The sequence below is a fragment of the Sulfitobacter sp. SBS6 genome, assembly GCF_048285585.1.
GTDB classification, from domain to species: domain Bacteria; phylum Pseudomonadota; class Alphaproteobacteria; order Rhodobacterales; family Rhodobacteraceae; genus Sulfitobacter; species Sulfitobacter pontiacus.
The window spans coordinates 307,406-333,454 of record NZ_JBLWBA010000006.1; the positions used below are offsets into that span (position 1 = coordinate 307,406).

Here is a 26,049-nt window from a genome sequence, read left to right on the forward strand (position 1 = left end):
CATCGCCTTGCTTTGCCGCGGACCCGTGCTTAGGTAGATTTAACGTCAAAAAGAGGTTTTTCATGTTTCAACTGCCCGTCCCCGTCCTTGATGCCAACGCCGGTTCCGGGGCCTCTGCCTTCGGCAAGCTGCCTGAGTGGAATCTTGACGATCTGTACACCGGTGAAGACGCGCCCGAGCTCAAGCGCGATCTGGACTGGCTTGAAGAGGCCTGCCGCAGCTTTGCCGAGGATTACGAAGGCAAACTGGCCGAACTGGATGCGAACGAATTGCTGGACTGTGTGCTGCGCAATGAGAAGATCAACCAGATCGCCGGGCGCATCATGTCTTACGCGGGGCTGCGCTATTACCAGCTGACCACCGATTCCGGCCGTGCAAAATTCATGTCGGACGCGCAAGAGAAGATCACCAACTTTACCACCCCGCTGGTGTTCTTCACGCTGGAGCTGAACCGGCTGGAGGATGATCACCTTGCCAACCTGCTGAGCCAAAAAGCGGATCTGGCGCGGTATAAGCCGGTGTTCGACCGTATCCGCGCGATGAAGGATTACCAGCTTTCCGACGAGATGGAAAAGTTCCTGCATGATTTGGGCGTCGTCGGCGACGCATGGGAGCGTCTGTTCGATGAAACCATCGCCGGACTGGAATTTGAGGTAAACGACGAGCCGCTGAACATCGAAGGCGTGCTGAACCTGCTGACCGACCCGTCGCGTGATCTGCGCGAAGCCGCGGCGCGCGAATTGGCGGATGTGTTTCAGGCCAATATCCGGACCTTTGCCCGCGTGCACAACACGCAAGCCAAGGAAAAAGAGGTCATCGACCGCTGGCGCGGGATGCCCACACCGCAAACCGGCCGCCACCTGTCAAACCACGTCGAACCCGAGGTCGTCGAAGCGCTGCGCGATGCGGTGGTCAACGCCTACCCTAAACTCAGCCACCGCTACTACGAGCTGAAACGCAAATGGCTGGGCCTCGACACCATGCAGGTCTGGGACCGCAACGCCCCCCTACCGATGGAAGACCCCAAAACCGTCAGCTGGGAACAGGCCGAAAAGACCGTCATGGACGCCTACAACGCCTTCGATCCCCGTATGGGAGAAATCGCGGCCCCCTTCTTTACCGAAGGTTGGATCGATGCAGGCGTCAAACCGGGTAAAGCCCCCGGTGCCTTTGCCCACCCCACCGTGACCGACGTGCACCCTTATGTGATGCTGAACTACTTGGGCAAACCGCGCGATGTGATGACACTGGCGCATGAGCTGGGCCACGGCGTGCATCAGGTGCTGGCCGCAGGTCAGGGCGAGATGTTATCTTCCACACCGCTGACCTTGGCCGAAACCGCCTCTGTCTTTGGCGAGATGCTGACCTTCCGCAAGATGCTGGACGGCGCCAAAACTAATGCCGAGCGCAAAGTGCTGCTGGCCGGCAAGGTCGAGGATATGATCAACACGGTCGTGCGCCAGATCGCCTTTTATGATTTCGAATGCAAACTGCACGACGCCCGCCGTGGTGGAGAGCTGACACCAGACGATATTAACGCGCTGTGGATGTCGGTGCAGGGCGAGAGCCTTGGGCCAGCGTTTGAATTCATGGACGGCTACGAGACCTTCTGGGCCTATATCCCCCACTTCGTCCATTCGCCCTTTTATGTCTATGCCTACGCCTTCGGCGACGGCTTGGTAAACGCGCTCTATGCGGTCTACGAAGAAGGCGAGCCGGGTTTTGAGGACAAGTATTTCGATATGCTGAAAGCGGGCGGATCGAAGCACCACAAGGAGCTTCTGGCCCCCTTCGGCCTTGATGCCTCTGACCCCGCGTTCTGGGATAAGGGCCTGTCGATGATTTCGGGCTTCATTGATGAACTGGAAGCGATGGAGGATTGATCCGGCGGGAAGGCATAAGAGTTTAATGCCTTCGGCGAGGATTTAAGACCATTTGGAAATTGGTCGGGGCGGTGCAGATGCAGCGCCCCGTTTTGCTTTTGGCTATTTCAGCTGGCTATCTTTGCTGCCGCGCCGGTTGATGCCACCGCGGGCCTGCGCCAGACCGTCCCGTTCGCGCACGCAATCAATGCAGAGCTTTACGCCCGGCAAAGCTTGGCGGCGCGCCTCGGGGATCGGTTCTTCGCATTCGGCGCAATGGGTGCGGCTTTCGCCCTGAGGGGCCTTGCGCGCCTTGAGGCGGGCCAGTTCATCGTTGATCGACGCTTCGATCTGTTCACTGACAGCGCCGTCTTTCGCCCATCCTCCGGCCATGATCATCCCCCTTGAGTGTTACCCCTTATAGGTAGGTCGCAAGTGCCAAGGCTCAACCCCCGGCGGCAAAGGCCATATCCGTCATGCGTTGCGTGCCGCGGCTGAATTCAAGCGGACAAGGATAGGCCGTGCCCTCGGTCACTGACGCGCCAAAGTTTTCGACCTGTTGTACATAGTGGTTCACGCCGGGAAAGCGTTCGACGGTGGTGCTGTTCTGTGCGGTCTCGAGATGCAGCTCGGCTTGGGAATAGACCGTCGGGTTGAACGGGCAGGTCAGACGCAGAATACCTTTTTCGCCGTGGAGGATGACCTGCTGAAACGGGAACATGCGCATGGACACGGTTGCGGAAAGGTCAAACCCGTCGAAGCGGGCCGCGACCTGCGCGAAGACATCGACATCGTTTTCGTAGTCGATCTTGGCATGGGAGATCGCGGTCGGCTCTTGCCCCGTGACGAAACGGGTGCAGCCGAAGGCATAGGTACCGATGTCCGGCAGCACGCCCCCACCGGCCTTGGGGTCGTTGCGGATGTTGCCGGTATCGTCGTTGAAGAACGAGAAGTTGACCGCCACGTGGCGCAGCCGCCCCAGGCTGCCCGATTGCACGATCTCTCGGGCGCGTATCCATTGGGGGTGATGGACGATCATAAAGGCTTCGGCCGCCAGCAGGCCCGTGGTATCGCGTGCGGAGATCAACCGCTCATAGTCTTGCGCCTGCATCGCCATCGGCTTTTCGCATAAGACATGTTTGCCCGCCTTCAGCGCCTTGAGCGTCCATTCCACATGCAAATGGTTGGGCAGCGGGATATAGACCGCGTCGATATCCGGATCGGCGAGCAGCGCCTCGTAGCTGCTGTGCACTGCAAGCTGCGGGGCAAAGGCCTGAAAGGGCGCGGCTTTGTCAGGGTGAGATGTGGCGAGGGCAACCAGTTCGGCCCCTTTCGCCGCGTGGATGGCCGGGGCCATCTGTTCTTGTGCGAATTGGGCAGCCCCGAGGATGCCCCAGCGTAGCGTTTTCATCGTGATCCCCTGATGTTTGGTGTCGCGCGACTGTAGGGGGAGCCGCGGCAGAGCATCAAGAGGCGCATAAAAAATCCCCGCAAATCGACGCGCCTTGCGGGGATCAATATTCAAAACCGTGGCTGGCGATCAGGCGGTGCCCATCAGACCTTTTTCACGGGCCAGATCACGCATGCGTTTTTGCAGTTTCTCAAAGGCACGTACCTCGATCTGGCGGATACGCTCGCGGCTGACGTCATACTGGCTGCTCAGATCTTCGAGCGTGACCGTTTGGTCCGACAAGCGACGTTGGGTCAGGATGTCTTTCTCGCGGTCATTGAGCACATCCAGCGCCTCCGCCAGCATCTCGCGGCGGGTTTCCAGTTCGTCCCGTTCCTCGTAGTCGGTGGCCTGGTCGGCGTCTTCGTCTTCCAGCCAGTCCTGCCACTGCATCGTCCCCTCGCCTTCGGAGCCGACCGTGGCGTTCAAGGACGCATCACCGCCCGACATACGGCGGTTCATAGAGATGACTTCGGTTTCGGTCACGCCAAGGTCCGTCGCGATACGTTTGACGTTATCGGGGTGCAGGTCGCCTTCTTCCAGCGCGCCGATGCGGTTCTTGGCCTTGCGCAGATTGAAGAACAGTTTCTTCTGGCCCGAGGTCGTGCCCAGCTTCACCAGCGACCAGGATCGCAGGATATATTCCTGGATCGAGGCGCGGATCCACCACATGGCGTAGGTCGCCAGACGAAAGCCTTTTTCGGGGTCGAAGCGTTTGACCGCCTGCATCAGGCCGACGTTGGCTTCTGAAATCACCTCTGCCTGCGGCAGACCGTAGCCGCGGTAGCCCATGGCGATCTTGGCCGCCAAACGCAGGTGCGAGGTGACCATGCGATGCGCGGCTTCGGTGTCTTGCTCTTCGACCCACCGTTTGGCGAGCATGTATTCTTCTTCCGGCTCCAACAGGGGAAACTTGCGGATTTCCTGCATATAGCGGTTCAATCCGCCTTCCGGTGTTGGCGCTGGCAGATTTGCGTAATTAGCCATCTTTGTCCCTTTCCCCAATTTCCGGGGCCCATGTTATTTGGATTAACATAGATATGGAGAGGGCCCCGCTCCGTTTCAAGTGCCCAGCCTAACGCATGGGACGGTGAATTGGGCCCAATAATCCTTAAAAAACCGTTTTACTACAGGTCGATCACACAACTGTGCACTAGGGCAGGTCGTAGCCTACGGCCCCGAGCAGCTCGGTCATATCACCGGGCAGCGGCGCTTCGAAGCGTACGTAGTCGCCCGTGACCGGATGATCGAACCCCAGTACCGCCGCATGCAGGGCCTGGCGCGGGAAGCTACGCACCGCTTCGGCGGCGGCGTCCGAGACCGCGCCCTTTGCGAGCTTGCGTTTGCCACCGTAGGTCGGATCGCCCACCAATGCGTGACCGGCATGGGCCATATGCACCCTGATCTGATGGGTACGGCCGGTTTCAAGCCAGCATTCCATCAGCGCCAGAACCTCTGGATTGCCAAGCCGCGCAACGGTGCGCGCACGGGTCACAGCGTGGCGGCCGCCCTGAAAGAACACGGCCTGACGCTGGCGGTCGGTACGGTGACGCGCCAGCTGCGTGGTGAGCTTGAGGATATTGCCCGGCTCGAAGCTGGCCCCCTTCACCCCCCGCAGGCGCGGATCGTTGGCATCCGGCACGCCGTAGACCAAGGCCTGATAATAGCGTTCAACGGTGTGTTTCTCGAACTGTTTGGCCAGCCCGTGGTGGGCCGCGTCAGACTTGGCGACAACCAGCAGACCCGAGGTATCCTTGTCGATCCGGTGCACGATGCCCGGACGTTTCATGCCGCCAACCCCCGACAGGTCATCGCCGCAATGCGCCAGCAGCGCATTGACCAGCGTCCCCGACGGACTGCCCGGCGCAGGGTGAACCACCATGCCTGCGGGCTTGTTGATCACGATCAGATCCGCGTCTTCAAAGACGACCTCCAACGGGATTTCCTCGGCGAGGATATGACTGTCTTCGGCCTCTTCCACATCGACGGTGATCTGCTGCCCCGCTTCGGCACGGCTGCGCGGATCGGTTACCACTGCCCCGTCAACCTGCACGGCCCCTTGTTCCAGCAAACGCCCCAGCCGTGTGCGCGACAGGTTCGCATCCTCTGGCACATCGCGCGCAAGCGCCTTATCAAGGCGAGGTGGCGGGCTGTCCGCGATGGTAAACGTAATTTGACGGTGCGACATGACTGATCCTTCCGAGCCCCCGAACATCAAATTCCTGCGGCGGCTGGTGACGGTGCTGACCGCCACAATGATTTTCGGCCTTCTAGTCGTGATCGGGCTACTTGTCATCCGCTTCTCGAACAAGAGCCCCGATTTACCGGCCTCTATCACCCTGCCCGATGGCGAAAAAGCGGTCACCTTCACCCAAGGCCCCGACTGGTATGCTGTGGTGACACAGGAAGATATGATTCTGATCTTTGACCGGATGACAGGCGAGCTGCGTCAGAGCGTTGCGATCGAGTAACGCGCGCAGCCTATGCACCACAGTGCCGAGGCAAGGCGCACAAATACATCACGCCGAACAGACATGTGGTCTAATTTTATTGAGGGGGAGAGTGGTACCACCTCCTGGTCTCGAACCAGGGACCTCCTGATCCACAATCAGGCGCTCTAACCAACTGAGCTAAGGCGGCACTGCGGTCGATCTAGCGTTCATGAAAAAGGAATGCAAGCACATATCCGTCGCAAACTTCGATTTGTCCTGTCGCAGATGAGAATGGCAAAACTTGCCATTTCCAGCGCCGCAGGGTACGGGACCTGACACAGTTTCGGAGAAACCTCATGGGCATCGACACAGAACGCGACATTGAAGCCAACCTGCAAATCGGGCCAACCGATAAGGGCATGGTCCGGCTGTTCATCGAAGCGGAAGGCGGGATCGAGATCCCGATGGATTTCACCACGGATGAAGCCGTTGAAATCGCGGAAGAGATTATGGCCGCCGCCCATCGTGCGGGCAAAGCTGGCAAGAACAAGCGATAAAGCACGTTGCCCGGTCGGGATGGGGGCCAGCCCCCGCCGCGCCTTTGCGCGGCACCCCCGGGATATTTTCCATTTGGAATATTGATGTACCCTAGCCCCACTGCGGCATGGCATGCGGGTCGCGCAACATATGCAGTCTGCGCGCGGCATGGGTGGCAAAGAGATGGGTCATCTTTTTGCGGCGCGCGGCAGCCAGTCGGGTTTCCGGTCCCATGCGCACGAGCTCTGCCCCGTAGCTGTCGCCGATAAACAGGCCGGTGTCCTCGGGCAGCAGGTCGACGTCGAAATCCGCATCCACCGCCCAAAAGAACCTGTCGGCCCATTCGAGGTACCTGTCCCATTTGCTGTCGGACATGAAATCGGCGCGGCTGGATTTGCATTCGACGATCCAGATCTCCCCCTTGGGGCCAAGCGCCATCACATCTACCCGCAGCCCCCGTGTCGGCACCAGTTCCTCGACGCTCGCGAAACCGAGTGCGGCAAGCTGGCGGGTCACACCACGGGCAATCAACTGTCCGGGTTGCAAGGTCGGGGCGGTCATCAGGTCGGCCTGGGTCATGGGAGCAATATGAACAATTCATGAACATCAGGCAAGCGCTTGGTAATCCGCAGCGCGCAACCTATCTAGTTCAAAAGAAAACAAGGTGGGCATATGGCGCGCGACGGCGAAAACTCGACACATCAACAGCGCGGCATCCGTTATGCGCGCGAACTTGAAGGGCATCTAGGCTGGCTCGATACGTTTTCGGGCACAGCGCTTGGGGTGCTGGCGGTGGCGTCGGGCATCTACACCTATCTTGGGGTATCGTCTTTGCTGGATGACAACGGGGCGATGTCGGCCTTTGCCGCGATCGCCTATTCCGCTGCTGTTTCCGTGGGCATCTTTGTGTTCTGGTCCTATATGCTGCGCCTGTTTCCGGCGGTGCGCAGCGCCCGTGCGCGGGTCGGGCTGTTGGGGGCCATGTCGCTGGGAAGCGTCGCGATCATCGCCATGTCGAGCTGGCTGAACGCCGCCGCCCTTGCCGGATCTGCAGCGGTGGAACAGCATCTGGCCGAGACTGTGCAGGATTACCAAGGCTCGTTAGAGCGCGCGCATGAGATCACCCTTTCCGCCCAAGGGCTGGAGCGGGACGTTGCCCGTGTGCGTCAAAGCTTCGAGGATCTGAGCGAACAGGAGGCCACGGGCGGGCTGTCGGGCTTGGCGGGGCGTGGTGCCGTGTTCCGCGTGCTGCGTCAGAAATCGGCAGAGCTGTCGGGGCTGGAGGCGCAGATCGCCACCCAGACCCCGCTGGTCAATGACGCCTTTGTCGAGGGCAACCAGATCCTTAGCCGGATGCGCGCGCTGACGGTCGAACCAGGTCCGGTGGAAGCGCGATCGGTCGAATTTTCCGAACAGGCGGTACGGCTTGCCGGGTTGATCACGCGCTTACGGCAACTGTCAGTCGCCCCGCTGGTCGAACGCGCCGCGCAGGATCTGTCGGCCTCGGTCGTGCTGCCCGAACTGGATGGCAGCAGTGTCGAGGTGCGGGGCAATCAGGCCTCGACCATCAGTGCCGTGCTTGAGGTTCTGGCCCAACGTGCCGCCACACTGGAGCGTGCGGCCCAAGACGTGCTGGCCATGGCCCCGCCAACAGAGACGACCTACACCCCGATTTCCAGCGCCGACGCGGTGATCAAATACGCGCGCAACTTCGTGCCCTCCTGGGCCGGCGCGATTGCCATTGATCTGTTGCCCGCCGTGCTGGTCTTCATTCTCGCCATTACCCAAGGCGCGATCCGCGAAGGCCGCGAGGGCAGCGCGATCGAGGAAACACTCACCCTTGCCGAACTGCGGGCCGCGGTGCTGGCAATGCGTGACATGGATGCGGCGATGAAGGGCACATCTGTTGATGAGGACGCGCATGGTGACCGCGATGAAAGCGCGCCCCATGATATCGTGACCGAGAATCCTGCCCTTAGCACGCCTTCGAAAACCGCATGAAACTGCTACGTGATCCCTCCAAACGCCCACCCGTGGCACGGGTTCTGGGCGGCGTTCTGATCTTTCAGCTGGGATTGGCGGGGCTGCTTTTCTGGGGCGATCTGGACGAGGGGCTGCGCCTGCCCGGCTTTGGCCCGCGTGCCCCGGGGCTGACCGAACCCACGCGCCCCGGCGACCAGACCCGCCGGTTTCAACCCGACCGCGCCCGCCCCGGCGGCCGCCCCATGCCGGATACACCCCTGCCCGAACGGCTGACCCTGACCGTGATCGAAGGCGGCGCGCGCGTGCTGCTGGAAGGGGGCATTATGGCGGGTGATGCCGAACGCATCGAGAAACAGATCACCGCACTTGATCGCCAACCCGAGGGCGTGATCCTGAATTCGCCCGGTGGGTCAGTCAGCGACGCGCTGCGTCTGGGACGGTATCTGCGGGATGCTGAGCTCACGACCGCCTTGCGCAGCGGCGATATCTGCTATTCCGCCTGCCCCTATCTATTGGCCGCAGGCATCAGCCGCGACGTGCCGGAGGATGCCTCTGTCGGGGTGCACCAGCATTTTTTCGGTGAAAGCACCCTGCTGCCCGCCTTTGTCGCGGTAGAGGACATCCAGCGCGGCCAAGGCGAGGTCATGACCTATCTGGATCAGATGGGCATTGACCCGCTGGTCATGCAGCACGCGCTGGTCACGCCGCCCGATGAAATCTATCTGCTGCTGCCCGAAGAGCTGACCCGCTACCGCTTTGTCGAAAACACCGAGCCAAGCTAGAATACCCCTTGTCGCAGGCTATTGTCGCGCCTACTTAACGGGGGTGACGGGTTCTGCCCTGTTTGTAAAAGTTACATTCCAGTGGCCTTAAGCAAATCCGAGGGAGCTGGCTCTGTTCGAGCCCTGGTTCGTTTATCTGGCGCCCACCTGTACATACAGGTCCTCGGGAATATAGAACAGAACGGCAGCGGTGGTCCCGTCACACTTTCCCGACGATATCAGCCCGAAAATATCAGGTCTTTCGCTGGTCCGTCGCTGTCGGCCAAAGACGATGAGCTGAGCCTGTCCGGCTCAGAACTCTTCCGGACGGGCTTCGCGGGCCATATGATCCAGAACGGCGTTCACGAACTTCGGCTCGTCGCCCCCCTCAAAGAATGCACGGGCCACGTCGACATATTCGTTGATCACAACCCGCGGCGGCGTTTCCTGCCCGCGCAGCTCGGCACCGGCGGCGCGGAACAAGGCACGCAAAGTAGGGTCGATCCGCGCGATGGCCCATTTAGCCACCAGCGCACGGTCGGTCATCTGGTCAATCGCCGCCTGATAGTTCACCGCCGTCTCAAGCAGGTCTGCAAAATGCCGAATGTCACCATCGATCATTTCCTGACCGTCGTAGCTCGCACCAAAGCGGTGCTCAAGGAACTCCTTGCGCACGGTGTCAAAGCTTTGCGAGGAATGCTCCATCTGGAACAGGGCCTGCACGGCATAAAGCCGCGAAGCTGATTTCATCTTGCGTTTTTGATTGCCCGAAAGGCCGGCGGAGGATGTCATGCTGTCTTGGGTCCGTCATTGTCGCCCGCCATCAGATATTCATCCGAGCGCGGCTTGAAACCGATGTCTTTGCGAATGTCGCCCCACTTACGGCTCAGCGCGATCAGATGCAAGGCCGCAGCTGCCGCACCGCCGCCCTTGTTTTGCCCCTCCGGATCGGCGCGCACGGCGGCCTGTTCGTGGTTCTCGACGGTCAGGATGCCGTTGCCGATACAGATGCCCTGCAACCCCATCAGCTGCAAGGCGCGGCTGCTGTCGTTGCACACGGTCTCGTAATGCGTCGTCTCGCCGCGGATGACACAGCCAAGCGCCACGTAGCCGTCAAAATTGCTCTTGCGGTCAGAGATGCCGATGGCGGTCGGGATTTCCAGCGCGCCGGGCATTTCCACCACGTCCCATTCAGCCCCCGCGGCCTCGAGCTCTGCCTTGGCGCCTTTCAGCAAGCCCTCGGCGATGTCCGAGTAATAGGGCGAAATGACGATCAGAACCTTAACCGGCGTGTCAAAGCGCGGTGTGGTCAGCGTCGTATGATTTCCAGCAGCCATTGCATTTACTCCTGCGTGATGGGGCGCGTGCCCACGATGCTAAGGTCATAGGCGTCCAGCCCCAGATAGCGCGTATCGGGGTTATCCGTCAGCAAGATCAGCTTGTGCAACCCAAGGCTCGCCATGATCTGCGACCCAAGACCGGTGCGTTTGACGGTGCGGGGGCGATCATCCTCTTCGTCCTCGAAACGCAACCGCGGGTCGGGATCGCGGAACAACAGCACCGCGCCACGGCCTTCGTCCGCGATGATCTGCATCGCGCGTGGCAATTCGTCGGCGGGGCTTGGCCCGAGGCCGAGGATATCCTCAAGCGCGTTGATCGCATGGGTGCGAACCAGAACCGGAGCCTCTGTGGTAATATCGCCCTTGGACAGGACCACATGATCGGTGCCGCTGATCTCGTCGGTGAAAATCTGCATCTTCCAATCGCCCCCATAGGCAGAGGTCACGGTGCGGCTGTCGCGCTCCACCAGCAGGTTGTCATGCTTGTGGCGATAGGCGATCAGATCGCTGATTGTACCGATCTTCATGTCGTGCTGCTGACAGAATGCAACCAGATCCGGCAGGCGGGCCATGGTGCCGTCTTCCTTCATGATCTCGCAAATCACACCCGACGGATGCAGCCCCGCAAGGCGCGAGATATCGACGGCAGCCTCGGTGTGGCCTGCACGGACCAAGACACCGCCATCGCGTGCGCGCAGCGGAAACACATGCCCCGGCGTGGCGATATCCACCGCGCCTTTATCCTCGTCGATGGCGACCTTCACGGTCAGCGCACGGTCGGCGGCGGAAATACCGGTGGTCACCCCCTCGCGTGCTTCGATCGATACGGTAAAGGCTGTTTCATGGCGGGCAGAGTTATTCACTGCCATCATCGGCAGACCCAGCGTGTTGACCCGTTCCTCGGTCATCGGCAGACAGATCAGCCCGCGCCCGTGGGTGGCCATAAAGTTGATCGCATCCGCATCCGCGAACTGCGCGGGGATTACCAGATCGCCTTCGTTCTCGCGGTCTTCGTGGTCGACCAGCACGAACATGCGACCCTGACGGGCCTCTTCGATGATCTCTTCGATGGGCGCGATGGCATCCGCCAATTCAGCCTCGACCGGTCCGGGCGTTTCAAATTGCATGGGGTCACCTCAATCGTTGTTGCATTGGCACATACCCCACCCCACGCGCCTTTGCCAGAGCAGGGCCGCCCCCCTCCCTGCTTCATTTTGCCAAATAAACTCAATTCCGCACCGTCACCGCGCGCGGCGGTCCGCGTTAAGCCCCGAAATAGCGCGCGGCCTCCACATAGCCCGCCGCCTTGCTTGCAGTGGCCCAGTCCCGTTCCAATCCGGTGTCGCCGATGATCAGCACCTGATCGCCGACCAGTTTGCGCCCTTGAACCACCTGCCCCAGATGATCGCGCATCGCGCTCCAGCTGTCGGTGAACTTGGGGGCCTCGGCCACGTGATCCAGCACGGAATTCGCCTGTGCCACACTGTCGGGCCGCAGCGGGCGATGTACCAGCGCCAGCTTTTGGGCGCGCTGCACCTTGTCCAGCACCTCGGCCTCGCGCAGGGGGATATGCGGTGCCCCCGCACGCACCACCCGCAGCGCATTGGACGAGAACAGCAGCGCCAGAATATCGCGCCCCGTGGCCTGACGGATCGCGGCATAGGCCTTGTAGTCCAACCCCAGCTCGCGGGCGCGCGCCACGCGCATCTTGACGACCATCAGCGGGATCGCTGAAGGCATCGCCGCCTCGCGTGCCTTTTGCCACTGGAAAGCGCGCCACTTCTGGCCGCGCTCAAGGCTGGGGCCCTGATTATGTCCGATCCCCGCGATCACGACATTTCTGCCAGCCGCGCAACATAGCGGGCCAATGTGTCGATCTCCAGGTTGATCCGGTCCCCGACGGCGACATCACCCCATGTGGTCACCTCTTTGGTGTGGGGGATAAAGTTGATGCCGAAATCGCAGCCGTCGACCTCGTTAACGGTCAGCGAGGTGCCGTTCAGCGCGACAGAGCCTTTGGGGGCAATGAAACGCGCCAGATCCTCGGGCGCGCGCAGGGTCACGCGGGTGCTGTCGCCCTCGTCGCGCAGCGCCACCACCTCGGCCACGCCATCGACATGGCCCGACACGATGTGCCCGCCCAATTCGTCCCCGACCTTCAGCGCGCGTTCAAGGTTCAGACGGCGTCCGACCTCCCATGCGCCAAGGTTGGTCTTGTCCACGGTCTCGGCGCTGATCTGCACCTCGTACCAATCGGACCCCAGATCCACCACGGTCAGGCACACGCCATCACTGGCGATAGAGGCCCCCATGTCGATGCCGCCGGTATCATAGCCCGTTTTGATCCGCGCGCGCAGGTCGCCTTGCTGTTCAAGCTTGGTGATCTTTCCGATGTCCGTGATAATGCCTGTAAACATGCGCCTGCCTCTTCTATACTGGTCGCTACCGAAGTAGACCTCTGCCCGCAGCATGACAAGTCCACAGACACGCCACATTTTCGCCGGTATCCGGTGTTTGTCTGCCCGATGACCAAGATAAACCGAAAGCAACCGATGAACGCCGCAGCACCCCGTGAACGGGTCTTCCTTTTCCTGCAAGGGCCGCATGGCCCCTTCTTCAACCGTCTGGGCAAGATGCTTCGTCTGGCGGGGGCGCAGGTCTGGCGTGTGGGGTTCAACGCAGGCGATCGGGCCTTCTGGTTCCACCCGCGCAGCTATATCCCGTTTCGCGGAACAGCTGACACGTGGAAAGACACCTTTGTTGCGCTGCTCGCCGACAAGGGTGTCACAGATATCGTGCTTTATGGCGACACCCGCCCGATCCACGCCCAAGCCGTGGCCGAGGCCAAGGCCCGCGGGCTGACCGTGCATGTCTTTGAAGAAGGCTACATGCGCCCCTATTGGGTCACCTATGAACGCGGCGGGTCCAACGGCAATTCACGGCTGATGGACATGTCCATCGAACAGATGCAGGCCGCATTGGCCAATTCGGATATGGAGGCCCCCCTCCCCCCCGGTCATTGGGGTGATATGCGCCAGCACGTTTTCTATGGTGCGCTCTATCACTGGTTTGTGCTGTTCCGGAACGGCGACTACCGTAACTTCCGTCCGCATCGGAGCTTGCCGGTGACCAAGGAGTTCAAGCTGTACCTCAAGCGGCTGCTGCTGATGCCCGCGCTGGCGCTGGACCGGCTGATCGCAACGCTGCGTATCCGGCTCGGCGGCTTCCCCTACCATCTGGCACTGCTGCAGCTGGAGCACGACAGCTCGTTCCAGGAACACTCCCCATTCGAGACGATGACCGATTTCCTGACCGTGGTGCTGGAAGGCTTCGCCAAGGGCGCGCCGCGCCACCATCATCTTGTTGTGAAGGCCCATCCTCTGGAAGACGGCCGCGCACCTCTGCGCCGCGTGGTCAAACAGGTGGCGCGGGATTTGGGTGTCGCGGACCGGGTGCATTTCGTGCGCGGCGGCAAGCTGGCGCAGCTGCTCAACGATGCCCGCACCGCCGTTACCGTGAACTCCACCGCCGGTCAGCAGGTGCTGTGGCGCGGAATTCCGCTCAAGGTGTTTGGCAGCGCCGTCTATGCGAAACCCGAATTCGTCTCGGACCAGCCGCTGGCGCAATTCTTTGCCGCCGCCTCGCGCCCCGATAACAAGGCCTACAAGGATTATCGCCGGTATTTGCTGGAAACCTCGCAGGTGCCGGGCGGATTTTATGCGGCACGCGCGCGCACGCAGTTGATGCGGCAAGTGGTCGATATGATGCTTGCCCCCGAAGACCCCTACGACGCGCTAGAGCTGGGAACCGCGGCACCAAGGCAACAGTTGCGGGCCGTCACCTGAGCGTTTTTCGCCCAGACAGTAGCTTTTCGATCCAATCTGCGCTAAGCCGATGATAATTACGCCGAAAAAATCGGCGAATTCGAGGCAGAACAAGAACAGGTCGAGGAGACCGGGCAGTGAAATCCGTACCCTTCCGGTGGGCGCGCCCCATCGCATTACTTGCGGCTATGGCCGTGGTATCTTCATGTGGCCTTCCGCAGGTTGGCCCGAACAAACGTCAGATCTTTGCCGGATCGGTCCAGAAGGAAGGCGACGCATTTGTTGTCGCCGTCAACGACCGTGTGACCCGCGCCACCGCCGTCGCCCCCGCGCTTGGCTTTAGCCCGGGGTTCATCAACGCCGGTCAGCTTGGGTCGGATACGATCAACCCCGGTGATACGCTGGGGCTGACGATCTGGGAAAACGTCGATGATGGCTTGCTGGCCGCCCAAGGGGCCAACGCCACCGTGCTGGAAGAAGTGCAGGTCGACGGCTCCGGGTTCATCTTTGTGCCCTACGCGGGCCGGATCAAGGCCGCTGGCAATTCCCCCGAAGCGATCCGTCGCATCATCACCAACAAACTGTCCGAACAAACGCCGGATCCGCAGGTTCAGGTGCGCCGTCTGGCCGGTGACGGGGCGACCGTGTCGCTTGTCGGCTCTGTCGGTGCGCAGGGTGTCTATGCGATTGAACGCCCGACACGCACGCTTGCCACCATGCTGGCGCGGGCCGGTGGTGTGACCATCACCCCCCAGATCGCGCAGGTCACCGTGCTGCGTGGCAATCAGCGGGGCAAAATCTGGCTTGAAGATCTTTACAGCCACCCAGAGCTCGACATCGCCCTGCGCGGCGGGGATCGCATCCTGATCGAGGAAGACACACGGTCCTTTGTGGCTCTTGGTGCCACCGGCGCGCAGCAGAAAGTCCCGTTCGAGACCAAGAACCTGTCGGCGCTTGAAGGCATCGCACAGGTGGGCGGGCTGAACGCGGGCACCGCTGACCCGACAGGTGTTTTCGTCTTCCGCAACGAACCCGAAGCGGTCGTGGCACAGGTTCTGGGCCGCAATGACCTGCAAGGCGCACAGCGCATGGTCTATGTGCTTGACCTGACCAAGCCCAACGGCATGTTCATGGCCCGCGATTTCGTGATCCGTGATGGCGATACGCTCTACGTCACCGAAGCCCCCTTCACCCAGTGGAGCAAGGTCATCTCCTCGATCACGGGGTCGGCCAGCTCGGTCAACAACCTGTCGTCGCTCGCGTCGAGCAACTGATCTGGACCGATGGCTTTAGGGCCTGAAATATACGACACACCCGCCGCCGGTTCCCCACGGGACCGGCGGCTTTTTGTGTTTAACGGAGGTTTCATCACCAACCGGCGGGTGCGGCGCATCTTGCAGCTGTCGGGCTATAGCCTGCATCTGGGCATGCCGCGCGACGGGGATGCCATCGCTGTCTGGGGCAATGCTGGCACCGCGCATCGTGGGCTGGCCGTCGCATCTAAAAAAGGGCTGCCCGTTGTCCGCGTCGAAGACGCGATGCTGCGGTCGCTGTTTCCCGGTCGCGCAGGCGAGCCGCCGCTGGGGCTGCTGGTCGATCACAAGGGGCTGCATTTCGACCCGGCACAGCCCTCCGAGCTTGAGGACATCCTGACCAGCCACCCGCTGGATGACACGGCTTTGCTGGACCGTGCGCGCGGTGCCATCCACCGCATCACCGAGGCGCATCTGACCAAATACAGCGGGTTCGACACCGCGCACCCCGCACCGGATCCCGGCTATGTGCTGGTGATCGACCAGACCTTGGGTGATGCGTCGGTCGCGGCCTCGGGCGCGGACCGGTCGCGGTTCCTTGAGATGCTCGTCTTTGCCCAACAAGAGAACCCCGGCGCGCGGATCATCATCAAGACCCATCCGGAAACCGCAAAGGGCTATCGGAGCGGTCATTTCGGGCCTGAGGACGCCAACGACCGCATCACACTGCTGACCGCCCCCATCAGCCCCTGGACCCTGTTTGAAGGGGCCGTGCGTGTCTATACCGTGTCGTCACAAATGGGGTTCGAGGCGATCTTTGCAGGCCATAAGCCCAGGGTGTTCGGGCAGCCCTTCTATGCGGGATGGGGCCTGACCGAAGACGAATTCCCCGTGCAGCGGCGCCAACGTGTGCTGACCCGTGCGCAACTTTTTGCGGGGGCGATGATCCTTTATCCAAAATGGTACGATCCGCACCGTGACTGCCTGTGTGATCTGGAAACCGTGATAGAGGCGATGGCCGCGCAGACCCGGGCCTGGCGCGAAGACCACCGGGGCTGGGTCGCCTCTGACATGCGCCTGTGGAAACGTCAGCCCTTGCAGCGTTTCTTTGGCCGCTGGTCGCCGGTTACCTATCAGAATGATCCAAACGCCGCCCGCGCCACAGGCAAGCCCTGGATGGTCTGGGCGTCGAAAGCGACGCAGGCCCATGCCGGCGCCCTGCGGGTCGAGGACGGTTTCCTGCGCTCGCGCGGATTGGGGGCCGATCTGGTGCCGCCCCTGTCGCTGGTCTGCGATGATCTGGGTATCTACTATGACCCGCGCAGCCCCAGCCGGTTGGAACAGCTGATCACGTCGCGCGCCAAAATGCGCCCCGACCAGTCGCGCCGCGCGGGACGGTTGATCGCGGCGCTGCGCGACGCGGGGCTGAGCAAGTATAACCTTGGCGGCGGTGGCGATCTGTGCGCCCTGCCCGCCGGACGGCGCATTCTGGTACCGGGTCAGGTGGAGGACGACGCCTCTATCCGTGCGGGCACCGATGCGGTATCCACCAATCTGGCGCTGCTACACGCCGCGCGCACCGCACATCCCGACGCTGTGATCCTGTACAAGCCCCATCCCGATGTAGAGGCCGGGCTGCGCCTTGGCGCGATTGACGCAGGCGGGCTGGCGGACCGAGTGCTGACCGATGCCGACCCCATCGCCCTGCTAGCGCATGTGAATGAGGTTTGGACCATGACATCGCTGCTGGGGTTCGAGGCCCTGCTGCGCGGCGTCAAGGTGGTGACCTTAGGTGCCCCCTTCTACGCGGGCTGGGGGCTGACCGAAGACCGCGGGGATATCCCGGCGCGGCGAAGGGCAGAGGTGAGCATCGAAGGTTTGGCGCATGCCGCCCTGATCGATTATCCGCGCTACTTTGATCCGCGCAGCGGTACCGCCTGCCCGGTCGAGGTGGTGGTGGAGCGGTTGGCCTCGGGTGATCTGCCGCGGCGCGGGGTGGCGAACCGGGTGCTGGCGAAGCTGCAGGGCGTGTTTGCTACACAGGCGCATTTGTGGCGGCGGCGATAGTAGAGCGGGGCCAGCCTAGGTGCAGATCAGATGCGGGGGCCAGCCCCCGCGCCCCCGGGATTTTAAGCCATTTGGAAGGGGTTAGGCGGGCGTGTTGGCCCGGTGCCAGATGTGGAGGAGGTCGGGGCCGATGCGCGAAGTTTCGGTCAGGGTGAAGCGCGGGGCCTGTGCCAGACGTTGAAGCTGCAGCGGCGCGATGGCGGGCAAGCCGTCCGCGCCAAGCGCCAGACCCGCCGTAAACCCGACGAGTTGATCTACGAGATCCGCCTTTAGCAGCGTCGCGGCCAGTCCGCCGCCCCCCTCGCAGAAGATGCGTGTCAGACCGTGGCGGCCAAGCTGCTGGAGCATGTCATCGGCGTCGATCTGGCCCATCTTTGGTGCGCAAGAGATCAGCGTCGCGCCAAGGCTTTCCCAGGTCTCGATCAGCTCTGCCGGGGCCTTGGGGCCGTGGCAAAGGATCAGGGGGATGTCATTGGCGGTTCTGGCGAGCGTGCCATTCAGGGGGATGTCCAGCCCGTTCGACACAACAATCCGTGTCGGCTGGCGCGTGGTGCCAAGGTCGCGCACGGTCAGGCTAGGGTCATCCTGCCGCGCCGTGCCACCGCCCACCATGACCGCGTCATGGCGGCTGCGCATGGCATGAACCACGCGGCGGGCGGGCGGAGCAGTGATCCATTGGCTTTCGCCCGACGCGGTGGCAATGCGACCGTCAAAGCTGCTCGCGAGTTTGAGCGTCACCATCGGGCGGCCTTCGTCGACACGCAGGAAAAAGCCCAGATGATCCGCGCGGGCTTCATCTTCGAGCACGCCCACGTCAACGATAATGCCCGCCGCACGGAGGATCGCAATACCTTTGCCGCTGACGCGTGGATCGCTGTCGGTGCAGGCGATCACCACGCGCGCAGGCTTGGCGGCGACAAGCGCATCAGCACAGGGCGGCGTCTTGCCGGTATGGGCGCAGGGTTCGAGGGTGACATAGACCGTCGCCCCCTGTGCCGCAGGTCCGGCCTGAAGCAGCGCTTGGGGTTCCGCATGGGGCCTGCCGCCCGGCTGGGTCCAGCCACGCCCGACAATGCGGCCGTGTTGCACGATGACGCAGCCCACGGCGGGATTGGGCCAGACAGCCCCCTGCCCGCGCCGGCCTAGCGACAAGGCCAGCGCCATAAAGCGCGCGTCGTCAGACATGCTTATTCGTCCGCAGGGGTATCGGGCCGCAGTTCCTGCACGAATTTATCGAAATCATCTGCCGCCTGAAAGTTCTTGTAGACGCTGGCAAAGCGGACGTAGGCGACGGTGTCGATGCGGGCCAGCGCCTCCATCACGATCTCGCCGATTTGTTTCGATCCGACATCGGTTTCGCCCATGCTTTCCAAACGTCGCACGATGCCGCTGATCATCTGATCGATCCGTTCGGGATCAATCGGGCGTTTCTGCATCGAGATCCGGATGGAGCGTTCCAGCTTGTCACGGTCGAAATCCTCGCGCTTGCCCGAGGTTTTGACGACAACCAGATCGCGCAGTTGCACCCGTTCGTAGGTGGTAAACCGGCCCCCGCAGGCGGGACAGAAACGGCGGCGGCGGATCGAAACGTGATCCTCGGCCGGGCGGCTGTCTTTAACTTGGGTGTCGATATTTCCGCAAAACGGGCAGCGCATAGCCGGTCCCCTTATCTTAAACCTGCTCAATAGGGGGTGAAACACCCCCATTCCCCAAAACTATAGGACCAACGCGAGGTTTTGGGTAGGGGCGAAATGCCCATCTATATGTTGTAGCGGGGAAAACTGCCCTGAACTTTGGCTGATACCATGCGTTGTCCCTGCAAGACGACTGATCTGAAAGGAATTCACTATGACCAAGACGCTTTTCATCACCGGAGCCTCAAGCGGGATCGGTGCAGCCACCGCCCGCGCTGCTGCCAAGGCCGGCTGGAACGTGGGGCTGTTCGCCCGCAGCGAAGACAAGCTGAAAGATCTCGCGCGCGAGATCGGGGATCAGGCGCTGGTGCTGACCGGGGACGCCACACAATACGACGATCAGGAACAGGCCATGAGCCGTCTTGCGCAGAAGTTCGGGCAAATCGATGCTGTCTTTGCCAATGCAGGACGGGGGACATCGGCGGGCGGCACCGAAAAGGGTGACCCGGACGACTGGAAATCGATGATCGATCTGAACGTGATGGGCGCGCTGTATACGGCCCATGCCGCGATGCCATATCTGCGCAAGACCACGGGGCAGTATGTTGTGACCGGCTCCGCCGCAGGACGCCGCCACATCAAAGGGTCGATCTACGGCGCGACCAAGTTCTTTATCCATGGCTTTGCGGGCAACCTCGCCGACGAAATGGCGGAATGGGGTGGGCGCTGTATGGTTGTCTCCCCCGGGATGGTGGACACGGCGTTCTTTGACGAAGCCAAGCCCGACAAGCTGAAACCGGAAGACGTGGCATCGGCCGTGATGCACGCGCTAGAGGCACCGGCCCACGCAGCCGTGCGCGAGATCCACCTGATGCCGGTGGATTGAGGTCAGGCGAAATGCACCGCGATGCGCCTGCTATGGGGCGCGTCGCGGTGTTCGAACAGATAAATGCCTTGCCATGCGCCCAACACCATGCGGCCTGCAACCACGGGGATGCTGAGCGTAACGGGCAGCACTGCCGCCTTGATATGCGCGGGCATGTCATCTGGTCCTTCCAGCGTATGCCGGAGGTAGGACATTGAGGGGTCATCCGCAGGCGGCACCAGACGCGAGAAATAGGCCAGCAGATCGCGTTGCACATCCGGGTCCGCGTTTTCCTGAATAAGCAGCGAGGCGGAGGTATGGCGCAGAAACAGTGTCACCAACCCGTCAGAGCGTTGCCCTGACAGCGCCTGATGCACCTGATCCGTCACCTCGTAGAGCCCCTGCCCGCCGGTCTTGACCGTAAACTCGCTGTTCATTCCGCCCGCCTTGTGCTGATGGGTCAGGCTAGCCTCAACGCCCGGGCGATTGCAAACCACCGCAGAGCGTGATCCCGTGGCTGATGGTCATGGCCGACCCGGCCTTGGTCAAGGATCCGCCCAGGATAACGACGGGCGATGGGGTCAGCCCCGCGGGATCCAGCGTGAAGGTGACACCACCATCGCCGCCAAAACCACGCGCGCGCGGCTCGCTTACATAAAGCTTTTGACTGTCCTGCGCGCCCATTTCGCGCAACGCATAATCCGCTGCGGCACACCAATGCCCGCGCGCACCAAAGCCGGTGCTGCCGCTGATATGCACGCCGCCCTCGGTCGGTGTGAAAGTCAGACGGTCATTCGGCACATAGGCCTGTGCGAGCGCCGGGGTCGTTGCCAATGCGGCCAGTACGAAAGCGGTGGTCAGGGTTTTCATCGTGGTATTCCTAATTTTCAAAAGTCTTTAAGCTCAAGGATGTAGTCCTTGCAGAACTGGATGGCGTGGCCCACGGGCAGAGCCTGACCCGCGTTGCGCACCGATACCGAATAGGATTTGAACGCAGGCTCCGACAGCTCTGCATCATTCAAGGTAAAGACGACGCCCGTGCGCCCTACCCCGCTGATAGATGGCCCGCGCGGCGACTTGACGTAGATCTCAGCAGCGCTTGGCGTGCCCAGCCTTTCCTCGGCAAATTCGGCGGCGGCACACCACATGCCCCTGGCCCCTTCGCCATGATCCTCGATCACCTCGAAGGATGCGCCCGACAGCGGGATGACCTGTAACTCGTTTACCGCTGTAAAGGATTGCGCAAACGCGGCGAGCGGGGCGGCAGAGAGAATGGCGGCAAGGGCAAGGCGTTTCATGGCGGCTCCTGTTTGGTGCGTGGTTCACAGATAGGCTGCGCGGCGGGATTTTAAATTCACAGCTTCGAGATCGTCGCTTCAGCGCATGAAAAAAGGCGGGTGCCTGAACACCCGCCTTTCAAAACTCTCGCGATCACGCGCTTACTGATCGAGGAACGACCGCAGCTTGCGCGACCGGCTTGGGTGCTTGAGCTTGCGCAGCGCCTTCGCCTCGATCTGACGGATACGTTCGCGGGTCACGCTGAACTGCTGGCCGACTTCTTCCAGCGTGTGGTCGGTGTTCATGCCGATGCCGAAGCGCATCCGCAGCACACGTTCCTCGCGCGGGGTTAGGCTGGCCAGAACCCGTGTCGTGGTCTCCTTGAGGTTTTCCTGAATGGCACTGTCGAGCGGCAGCACGGCATTCTTATCCTCGATGAAATCACCAAGCTGGCTGTCTTCTTCGTCGCCAATAGGCGTTTCGAGAGAGATCGGCTCTTTGGCGATCTTCATCACCTTGCGCACTTTCTCAAGCGGCATCTGCAGTTTCTCGGCCAGCTCTTCCGGCGTCGGCTCGCGGCCGATCTCGTGCAGCATCTGGCGGCCGGTCCGAACCAGCTTGTTGATCGTCTCGATCATGTGGACCGGAATACGGATGGTGCGCGCCTGATCCGCGATGGAACGGGTGATCGCCTGACGGATCCACCATGTCGCATAGGTCGAGAATTTATAACCGCGACGGTATTCGAACTTGTCGACGGCCTTCATCAGGCCGATGTTCCCTTCCTGAATAAGATCAAGGAACTGCAAGCCACGGTTAGTGTATTTCTTGGCGATCGAGATCACAAGACGCAGGTTCGCCTCGACCATTTCTTTCTTGGCCTGACGGGCCTCTTTCTCGCCCTTCTGAACCTGCTGCACGATGCGGCGGAATTCAGAGATATCAAGACCGACGTATTGACCCACCTGCGCCATATCGGCCCGCAGCTCGTCCACCTTGTCAGAGGACCGTTCGATGAACATCTGCCAGCCGCGACCGGATTTCTCGGCCATCCGCTCCATCCAGTTGGGGTCCAGCTCGTAGCCGCGATAGGCGTCGACGAATTCCTTGCGGTTGATGCGCGCCTGGTCGGCAAGTTTCACCATCGCAGAGTCGATCTGCATGATGCGGCGGTTGATGCCGTAAAGCTGGTCGATCAGCGCTTCGATACGGTTGTTGTGCAGGTGCAGGTCGTTGACCAAAGCCACGATCTCGGAGCGGACGCGCTGGTATTCTTCCTCATCGGTCTTCGAAAAGGTGCCGTCCTCGTTCAGGGTGGCCGAAATCCGGCTGTCCTGGATTTGGCTCAACTTGACGTAGTCATCGGCAATGATGTCGAGCGCTTCCAGCACTTGCGGCTTCAGCGCGGCTTCCATCGCGGCCAGCGACATGTTGGCCTGTTCGTCATCATCCTCGTCGTCGTCATCGTTCGAGATCGGGTTGCCGTCGGCGTCAACTTCGCTGGTGCTTTCGGCGGGCTTTGTCTCGGTGCCTGCGGTTGGCACGACCGGAGTCGTTTCCTCTTCGTCGCCCATCTGGGTACCGAATGTCGCCTCGAGGTCGATGACATCGCGCAGCAAAATGTCTTCGGACAAAAGTTCGTCGCGCCAGATCGTGATCGCCTGGAAGGTCAGCGGGCTTTCACACAGCCCCGCGATCATCGTGTTGCGCCCTGCCTCGATCCGCTTGGCAATGGCGATCTCGCCCTCACGGCTCAGCAGTTCAACCGATCCCATCTCGCGCAGATACATGCGAACGGGGTCATCCGTGCGGTCCAGCTTTTCGGACGTGCCAGAGGACAGCGCCACATCACGGTTGCTTTCCGTGGTGGCAATTTCTGTCCCACCCTTGGCGTCTTCTTCTTCGGCTTCTTCGTCTTCGATCACGTTGATGCCCATTTCGGACAGCATCGACATCACATCCTCGATCTGCTCCGAGCTGACTTGGTCAGGGGGCAGAACGGTGTTCAGCTGATCGTAGGTGATATAGCCCTTTTCACGGGCTTCGCCGATCATCTTTTTGACGGCGGCTTGGCTCATATCAAGCGAATGGCCGGCATCCTGGTCGTCAGACTTCGCGTCTTCGTTCGTGTCTTTGGCGGCCATGAAATTTCCTCCAGCGAATGGGTGCGAATCACGTGACGTGATTCGGTTGTTCGAATCATGCGGGGTTCTGGGTGATTCTTAAACCCGTTACCCTGTATTTTGTTAAACATCCCGGCGAAAAAGCCACGCCGGGTTCATTTTTTGTCTTTCGCATCACCCTTCAGGATCGACCCCAGCAATGCGTCAAAAGCGCTGCGTTCGTCCCGGCTGATGTGGGCACCGTTCTCGGCAATGTCGTATTCTGCGGTATCTTCCTGCCCGCTGCGCTGTGCGCGATCAGCGTTGCGTGCCGCTTCGCCCAACCGCCATGTCAGCCCTTCATCCGCGGTGCCGGTCAGATCTTCGACCGCATCGGCAATCTCTTCGTCCAGCCCGCGCACGGCTTCCAGCTTGCCCAGTTCTTCGGCGACAGTCATGCGCGTCTTTTCCAGGTTGCCAGGGCTTCGGATGCAGGGCGTGATGGCTACGTGGCGCTGCGACAGCATGTTTTCAAGGGTGTACTCCCCCACAGCGTCATAAATCTTTTCGCGCAACACCGCCGGATCGTGATGCACATGGCGCAACATCAAATCGCGGATACGCCCGTGATCAGGATCCTGGCAGCGCATCGCGGCCAGCCCGTTCTCGAACTCTTCCACCAACTGCGGACAGCCCAGCAGGGCCATCAGGATCACCGCCTCGCGCAGATGCTCCGTCGCTCCCAGCCCGGCTGCGGTCACCAGAATAGAGGATTTCGCACTCGGGGACGGCCCCTGCGGCGCGGGGGCCCATTTGCCCCCACCGGAGGCGCGCGCGACGGGGCTAAAATCTTTCTTGGCCTTTTGCGGACGGAAGAGCTGCCAGCGCAGATCCTTGATTTCCTGGCCATAATGGCTGCGGATCGACGGGTCTTTGATCATCATGATCTTTTCGCGCAGCGCCTTGTCCAACCCTGCCTTACGCTCGGGGCTGTCGAAAACGCGACCGTCGGTCTCGCGCTGCCAAAGCAGACGCACCATTGGCATCGCGTTATCCAGTAACTTTTGCAACGCTGGTGCCCCGTGCGCGCGGAGCAGATCATCCGGATCCTGCCCGTCAGGCATCACGGCAAAACGCAAGGATTGCCCCGCCTCAAGCAGTGGCAGCGCCAGATCGATCAAGCGCATGGCCGCACGTTGACCCGCCGCATCCCCGTCCAGCGTGATGATCGGCTCGGGCGAGATGCGCCACAACATCTGCAACTGGCTCTCGGTGATCGCCGTGCCCAAGGGGGCCACCGCCGCACCGAAACCGGCCTGCACCAATGCAATCACATCCATATAGCCTTCGGCCACGATCAACGGCTTGCCTTGCCCTGCGGCTGTCCGCGCGTCGCGCACGTTGTAGAGGCTGCGGCCTTTGTCAAAAAGCTCCGTCTCGGGGGAGTTCAGATATTTGGCGTTGTCATTCGGGTCCATTGCCCGCCCGCCAAAGGCAATCGCCCGCCCCCGCGCATCCCGGATTGGATACATGATCCGGCCCCGGAAAGTATCATAAGGCCGCCCGCCCTTGGACGAAGGCTTGGCCAGCCCCGCCCCAAGGATCAACGCACCCTCGATATTCTTGGCCTTCAGGTGATCCCAAAGCCCTTGCCACAGGTCCGGCGCGAAGCCGATTTCCCATTGCTCCAAGGCCTGCGGCGTCAGCCCGCGCCCGGCAAGATAGTCGCGCGCGGCCCCTGCCGCACCGGTGCGCAGTTGCAGCCGGAAGTACTGCACCGCCAGCTCCATCACCTCGGCCAGTTGAGTGCGCTTATCCGCCTTCTCCTGCGCGCGCGGGTCTTGTTTCGGCATGGGCATCCCCGCCTCACGCGCCAGAATCTCTACCGCTTCCATAAAGCTGACATTCTCGGTCTCGCGCACGAAAGAGATCGCGTCCCCCTTAGCGTGACACCCGAAACAATAGTAGAATCCCTTGCGGTCATCGACGTGGAAGCTGGCGGATTTTTCCTGATGGAACGGGCACGGAGCCCACATATCGCCCTTGCCCTGATTGGACTTGCGCGGATCCCACATCACTTTGCGCCCCACCACCTGTGACAGGCTGGCACGGCTGCGCAGTTCATCCAAAAATCCAGGGGGCAGGCTCATACTGTTTTATATTGGGTCGGCAGGGCCAAAGTCCAGCACCCAAAGCCTGCGCAACGGGCTTCATTTTGCCGGATAAACTCCGGGGGGATCGTCCGTCAGGGCGATGGGGGCTGGCCCCCGTCTTACCGCCCCGACAGGTACTCCGGCGCGATCAAACGACGCGCGCGGGCGTTACTGGCCCAAACACATTTCGTTCCAGGCGGCAGAAAGGTCGTTGCCCTTCACGTCGCGCATTTTCATTTCATAGACCCAAGGGGCGACCAGCGGGACAACCGCGTCATAGCGATCGGGCCATTCTGGGTTCTTGGAGGCGATGTGATCCGGCACGTCACGCTCTTTCACGCGGTCGATGCGCGCTTGCCGGACGGCCTGCACGACATCTGCCTGATACTGACAATCGGTTTCAGCGCTGGTGGCGGCGAAGACAGGCGCGCTGGACGTGGCCAGTGCTGCGGCAATCATGAGTTTACCAAATTTCATCGTCACATCTCCTAAATGTTTCTTTGCAAGC

The 26,049-nt window shown here is 61.4% G+C and carries 27 protein-coding genes and 1 tRNA gene; 9 read left to right on the forward strand and 19 right to left on the reverse strand.

All coding sequences use genetic code 11. The features are described from left to right. Positions 1–62: 62 nt before the first annotated feature. The gene (locus ACNQ62_RS10325) at positions 63–1,883 is read left to right on the forward strand and encodes a M3 family oligoendopeptidase (protein WP_005849193.1); all 1,821 of its coding nucleotides are present in this window, start codon (positions 63–65) and stop codon (positions 1,881–1,883) included. Positions 1,884–1,985: 102 nt separating this feature from the next. Here the strand turns inward: ACNQ62_RS10325 and ACNQ62_RS10330 are convergent, their stop codons facing one another. The 4 genes from ACNQ62_RS10330 to ACNQ62_RS10345 form a co-directional block, all read right to left on the reverse strand. Continuing rightward, positions 1,986–2,255, reverse strand: a complete 270-nt coding sequence (locus ACNQ62_RS10330) for a DksA/TraR family C4-type zinc finger protein (protein WP_005849195.1) — start codon at positions 2,253–2,255, stop codon at positions 1,986–1,988. A gap of 52 nt (positions 2,256–2,307) precedes the next feature. Then, positions 2,308–3,273 carry a Gfo/Idh/MocA family protein gene (locus ACNQ62_RS10335; RefSeq protein WP_418094829.1) on the reverse strand — a complete coding sequence of 322 codons (966 nt, stop codon included), beginning with the start codon at positions 3,271–3,273 and terminating at the stop codon, positions 2,308–2,310. Between the two features lie 129 nt (positions 3,274–3,402). Then, the gene (rpoH, locus tag ACNQ62_RS10340) at positions 3,403–4,299 is read right to left on the reverse strand and encodes an RNA polymerase sigma factor RpoH (protein ID WP_005849199.1); all 897 of its coding nucleotides are present in this window, start codon (positions 4,297–4,299) and stop codon (positions 3,403–3,405) included. A gap of 166 nt (positions 4,300–4,465) precedes the next feature. Continuing rightward, positions 4,466–5,500, reverse strand: a complete 1,035-nt coding sequence (locus ACNQ62_RS10345) for an RluA family pseudouridine synthase (RefSeq protein ID WP_418094830.1) — start codon at positions 5,498–5,500, stop codon at positions 4,466–4,468. Here ACNQ62_RS10345 and ACNQ62_RS10350 point away from each other — a divergent pair. Continuing rightward, positions 5,499–5,783, forward strand: a complete 285-nt coding sequence (locus ACNQ62_RS10350) for a DUF6476 family protein (RefSeq protein ID WP_418094831.1) — start codon at positions 5,499–5,501, stop codon at positions 5,781–5,783. The genes ACNQ62_RS10345 and ACNQ62_RS10350 overlap by 2 nt on opposite strands. A gap of 92 nt (positions 5,784–5,875) precedes the next feature. On the opposite strand, the gene ACNQ62_RS10355 is transcribed toward ACNQ62_RS10350, so the two are convergent. Beyond that, positions 5,876–5,952, reverse strand: a tRNA-His gene (locus ACNQ62_RS10355). Positions 5,953–6,100: 148 nt separating this feature from the next. On the opposite strand from ACNQ62_RS10355, the gene ACNQ62_RS10360 reads away from it, so the two are divergent. Then, positions 6,101–6,301: a DUF6324 family protein gene (locus ACNQ62_RS10360; protein WP_005849205.1), complete on the forward strand. Its 201-nt coding sequence runs from the start codon at positions 6,101–6,103 to the stop codon at positions 6,299–6,301. 91 nt (positions 6,302–6,392) lie between these two features. Here ACNQ62_RS10360 and ACNQ62_RS10365 read toward each other — a convergent pair whose 3' ends face one another. Beyond that, positions 6,393–6,860, reverse strand: a complete 468-nt coding sequence (locus ACNQ62_RS10365) for an MmcB family DNA repair protein (protein WP_418094832.1) — start codon at positions 6,858–6,860, stop codon at positions 6,393–6,395. A gap of 93 nt (positions 6,861–6,953) precedes the next feature. Here ACNQ62_RS10365 and ACNQ62_RS10370 point away from each other — a divergent pair, with 93 nt between their 5' ends. Both ACNQ62_RS10370 and ACNQ62_RS10375 read left to right on the forward strand, forming a co-directional pair. Continuing rightward, positions 6,954–8,282 (forward strand): hypothetical protein, encoded by a 1,329-nt coding sequence (locus ACNQ62_RS10370; protein ID WP_418094833.1) that lies wholly within the window; start codon positions 6,954–6,956, stop codon positions 8,280–8,282. Beyond that, on the forward strand, positions 8,279–9,046 hold the full coding sequence (locus ACNQ62_RS10375) for a hypothetical protein (RefSeq protein ID WP_418094834.1): 768 nt from the start codon (positions 8,279–8,281) through the stop codon (positions 9,044–9,046). The genes ACNQ62_RS10370 and ACNQ62_RS10375 overlap by 4 nt, the downstream gene beginning before the upstream one ends. A 291-nt stretch (positions 9,047–9,337) precedes the next feature. On the opposite strand, the gene nusB is transcribed toward ACNQ62_RS10375, so the two are convergent. From nusB to ACNQ62_RS10400, 5 genes are all read right to left on the reverse strand, one after another. Then, positions 9,338–9,817, reverse strand: a complete 480-nt coding sequence (nusB, locus tag ACNQ62_RS10380; RefSeq protein ID WP_418094835.1) for a transcription antitermination factor NusB — start codon at positions 9,815–9,817, stop codon at positions 9,338–9,340. Beyond that, positions 9,814–10,362, reverse strand: a complete 549-nt coding sequence (locus ACNQ62_RS10385; protein ID WP_005849215.1) for a 6,7-dimethyl-8-ribityllumazine synthase — start codon at positions 10,360–10,362, stop codon at positions 9,814–9,816. The genes nusB and ACNQ62_RS10385 overlap by 4 nt, the downstream gene beginning before the upstream one ends. A gap of 5 nt (positions 10,363–10,367) precedes the next feature. Next, positions 10,368–11,492 (reverse strand): 3,4-dihydroxy-2-butanone-4-phosphate synthase, encoded by a 1,125-nt coding sequence (ribB, locus tag ACNQ62_RS10390; protein WP_114865375.1) that lies wholly within the window; start codon positions 11,490–11,492, stop codon positions 10,368–10,370. 136 nt (positions 11,493–11,628) lie between these two features. Continuing rightward, positions 11,629–12,105: a hypothetical protein gene (locus tag ACNQ62_RS10395; RefSeq protein ID WP_418094836.1), complete on the reverse strand. Its 477-nt coding sequence runs from the start codon at positions 12,103–12,105 to the stop codon at positions 11,629–11,631. Positions 12,106–12,194: 89 nt separating this feature from the next. Next, positions 12,195–12,782: a riboflavin synthase gene (locus tag ACNQ62_RS10400; RefSeq protein WP_418094837.1), complete on the reverse strand. Its 588-nt coding sequence runs from the start codon at positions 12,780–12,782 to the stop codon at positions 12,195–12,197. Between the two features lie 108 nt (positions 12,783–12,890). Here ACNQ62_RS10400 and ACNQ62_RS10405 point away from each other — a divergent pair, with 108 nt between their 5' ends. The 3 genes from ACNQ62_RS10405 to ACNQ62_RS10415 all read left to right on the forward strand — a co-directional run bounded on the left by ACNQ62_RS10405 (position 12,891) and on the right by ACNQ62_RS10415 (position 17,509). Further along, on the forward strand, positions 12,891–14,210 hold the full coding sequence (locus ACNQ62_RS10405; protein ID WP_009825042.1) for a capsule biosynthesis protein: 1,320 nt from the start codon (positions 12,891–12,893) through the stop codon (positions 14,208–14,210). 167 nt (positions 14,211–14,377) lie between these two features. After that, positions 14,378–15,463 (forward strand): polysaccharide biosynthesis/export family protein, encoded by a 1,086-nt coding sequence (locus ACNQ62_RS10410; RefSeq protein ID WP_005849224.1) that lies wholly within the window; start codon positions 14,378–14,380, stop codon positions 15,461–15,463. Positions 15,464–15,472: 9 nt separating this feature from the next. Further along, on the forward strand, positions 15,473–17,509 hold the full coding sequence (locus ACNQ62_RS10415; protein WP_418094838.1) for a capsular polysaccharide biosynthesis protein: 2,037 nt from the start codon (positions 15,473–15,475) through the stop codon (positions 17,507–17,509). Positions 17,510–17,590: 81 nt separating this feature from the next. Here ACNQ62_RS10415 and ribD read toward each other — a convergent pair whose 3' ends face one another. Together ribD and nrdR are read right to left on the reverse strand one after the other, a co-directional pair. After that, positions 17,591–18,694 carry a bifunctional diaminohydroxyphosphoribosylaminopyrimidine deaminase/5-amino-6-(5-phosphoribosylamino)uracil reductase RibD gene (gene ribD, locus ACNQ62_RS10420; protein WP_418094839.1) on the reverse strand — a complete coding sequence of 368 codons (1,104 nt, stop codon included), beginning with the start codon at positions 18,692–18,694 and terminating at the stop codon, positions 17,591–17,593. A 2-nt stretch (positions 18,695–18,696) separates the two neighbouring features. Next, positions 18,697–19,164 carry a transcriptional regulator NrdR gene (gene nrdR, locus ACNQ62_RS10425; RefSeq protein WP_005849229.1) on the reverse strand — a complete coding sequence of 156 codons (468 nt, stop codon included), beginning with the start codon at positions 19,162–19,164 and terminating at the stop codon, positions 18,697–18,699. A gap of 193 nt (positions 19,165–19,357) precedes the next feature. Here nrdR and ACNQ62_RS10430 point away from each other — a divergent pair, with 193 nt between their 5' ends. After that, entirely contained in the window at positions 19,358–20,029 is a 672-nt protein-coding gene (locus tag ACNQ62_RS10430) for an SDR family oxidoreductase (RefSeq protein ID WP_418094840.1), read from the forward strand. A gap of 2 nt (positions 20,030–20,031) precedes the next feature. On the opposite strand, the gene ACNQ62_RS10435 is transcribed toward ACNQ62_RS10430, so the two are convergent. From ACNQ62_RS10435 to ACNQ62_RS10460, 6 genes are all read right to left on the reverse strand, one after another. Then, a complete protein-coding gene (locus ACNQ62_RS10435; protein WP_418094841.1) occupies positions 20,032–20,445 on the reverse strand; it encodes a secondary thiamine-phosphate synthase enzyme YjbQ in 414 nt (137 codons plus the stop codon). 34 nt (positions 20,446–20,479) lie between these two features. Beyond that, entirely contained in the window at positions 20,480–20,878 is a 399-nt protein-coding gene (locus ACNQ62_RS10440) for a hypothetical protein (RefSeq protein WP_237279620.1), read from the reverse strand. 17 nt (positions 20,879–20,895) lie between these two features. Then, entirely contained in the window at positions 20,896–21,306 is a 411-nt protein-coding gene (locus ACNQ62_RS10445; RefSeq protein WP_243250485.1) for a hypothetical protein, read from the reverse strand. Positions 21,307–21,447: 141 nt separating this feature from the next. Beyond that, complete coding sequence (rpoD, locus tag ACNQ62_RS10450; RefSeq protein ID WP_005849238.1) at positions 21,448–23,430, reverse strand: RNA polymerase sigma factor RpoD; 1,983 nt, start codon at positions 23,428–23,430, stop codon at positions 21,448–21,450. A 134-nt stretch (positions 23,431–23,564) separates the two neighbouring features. After that, positions 23,565–25,538 (reverse strand): DNA primase, encoded by a 1,974-nt coding sequence (gene dnaG / locus ACNQ62_RS10455; RefSeq protein ID WP_418094842.1) that lies wholly within the window; start codon positions 25,536–25,538, stop codon positions 23,565–23,567. A 171-nt stretch (positions 25,539–25,709) separates the two neighbouring features. Next, positions 25,710–26,018, reverse strand: a complete 309-nt coding sequence (locus ACNQ62_RS10460) for a hypothetical protein (protein WP_005849241.1) — start codon at positions 26,016–26,018, stop codon at positions 25,710–25,712. Positions 26,019–26,049: the final 31 nt, after the last annotated feature.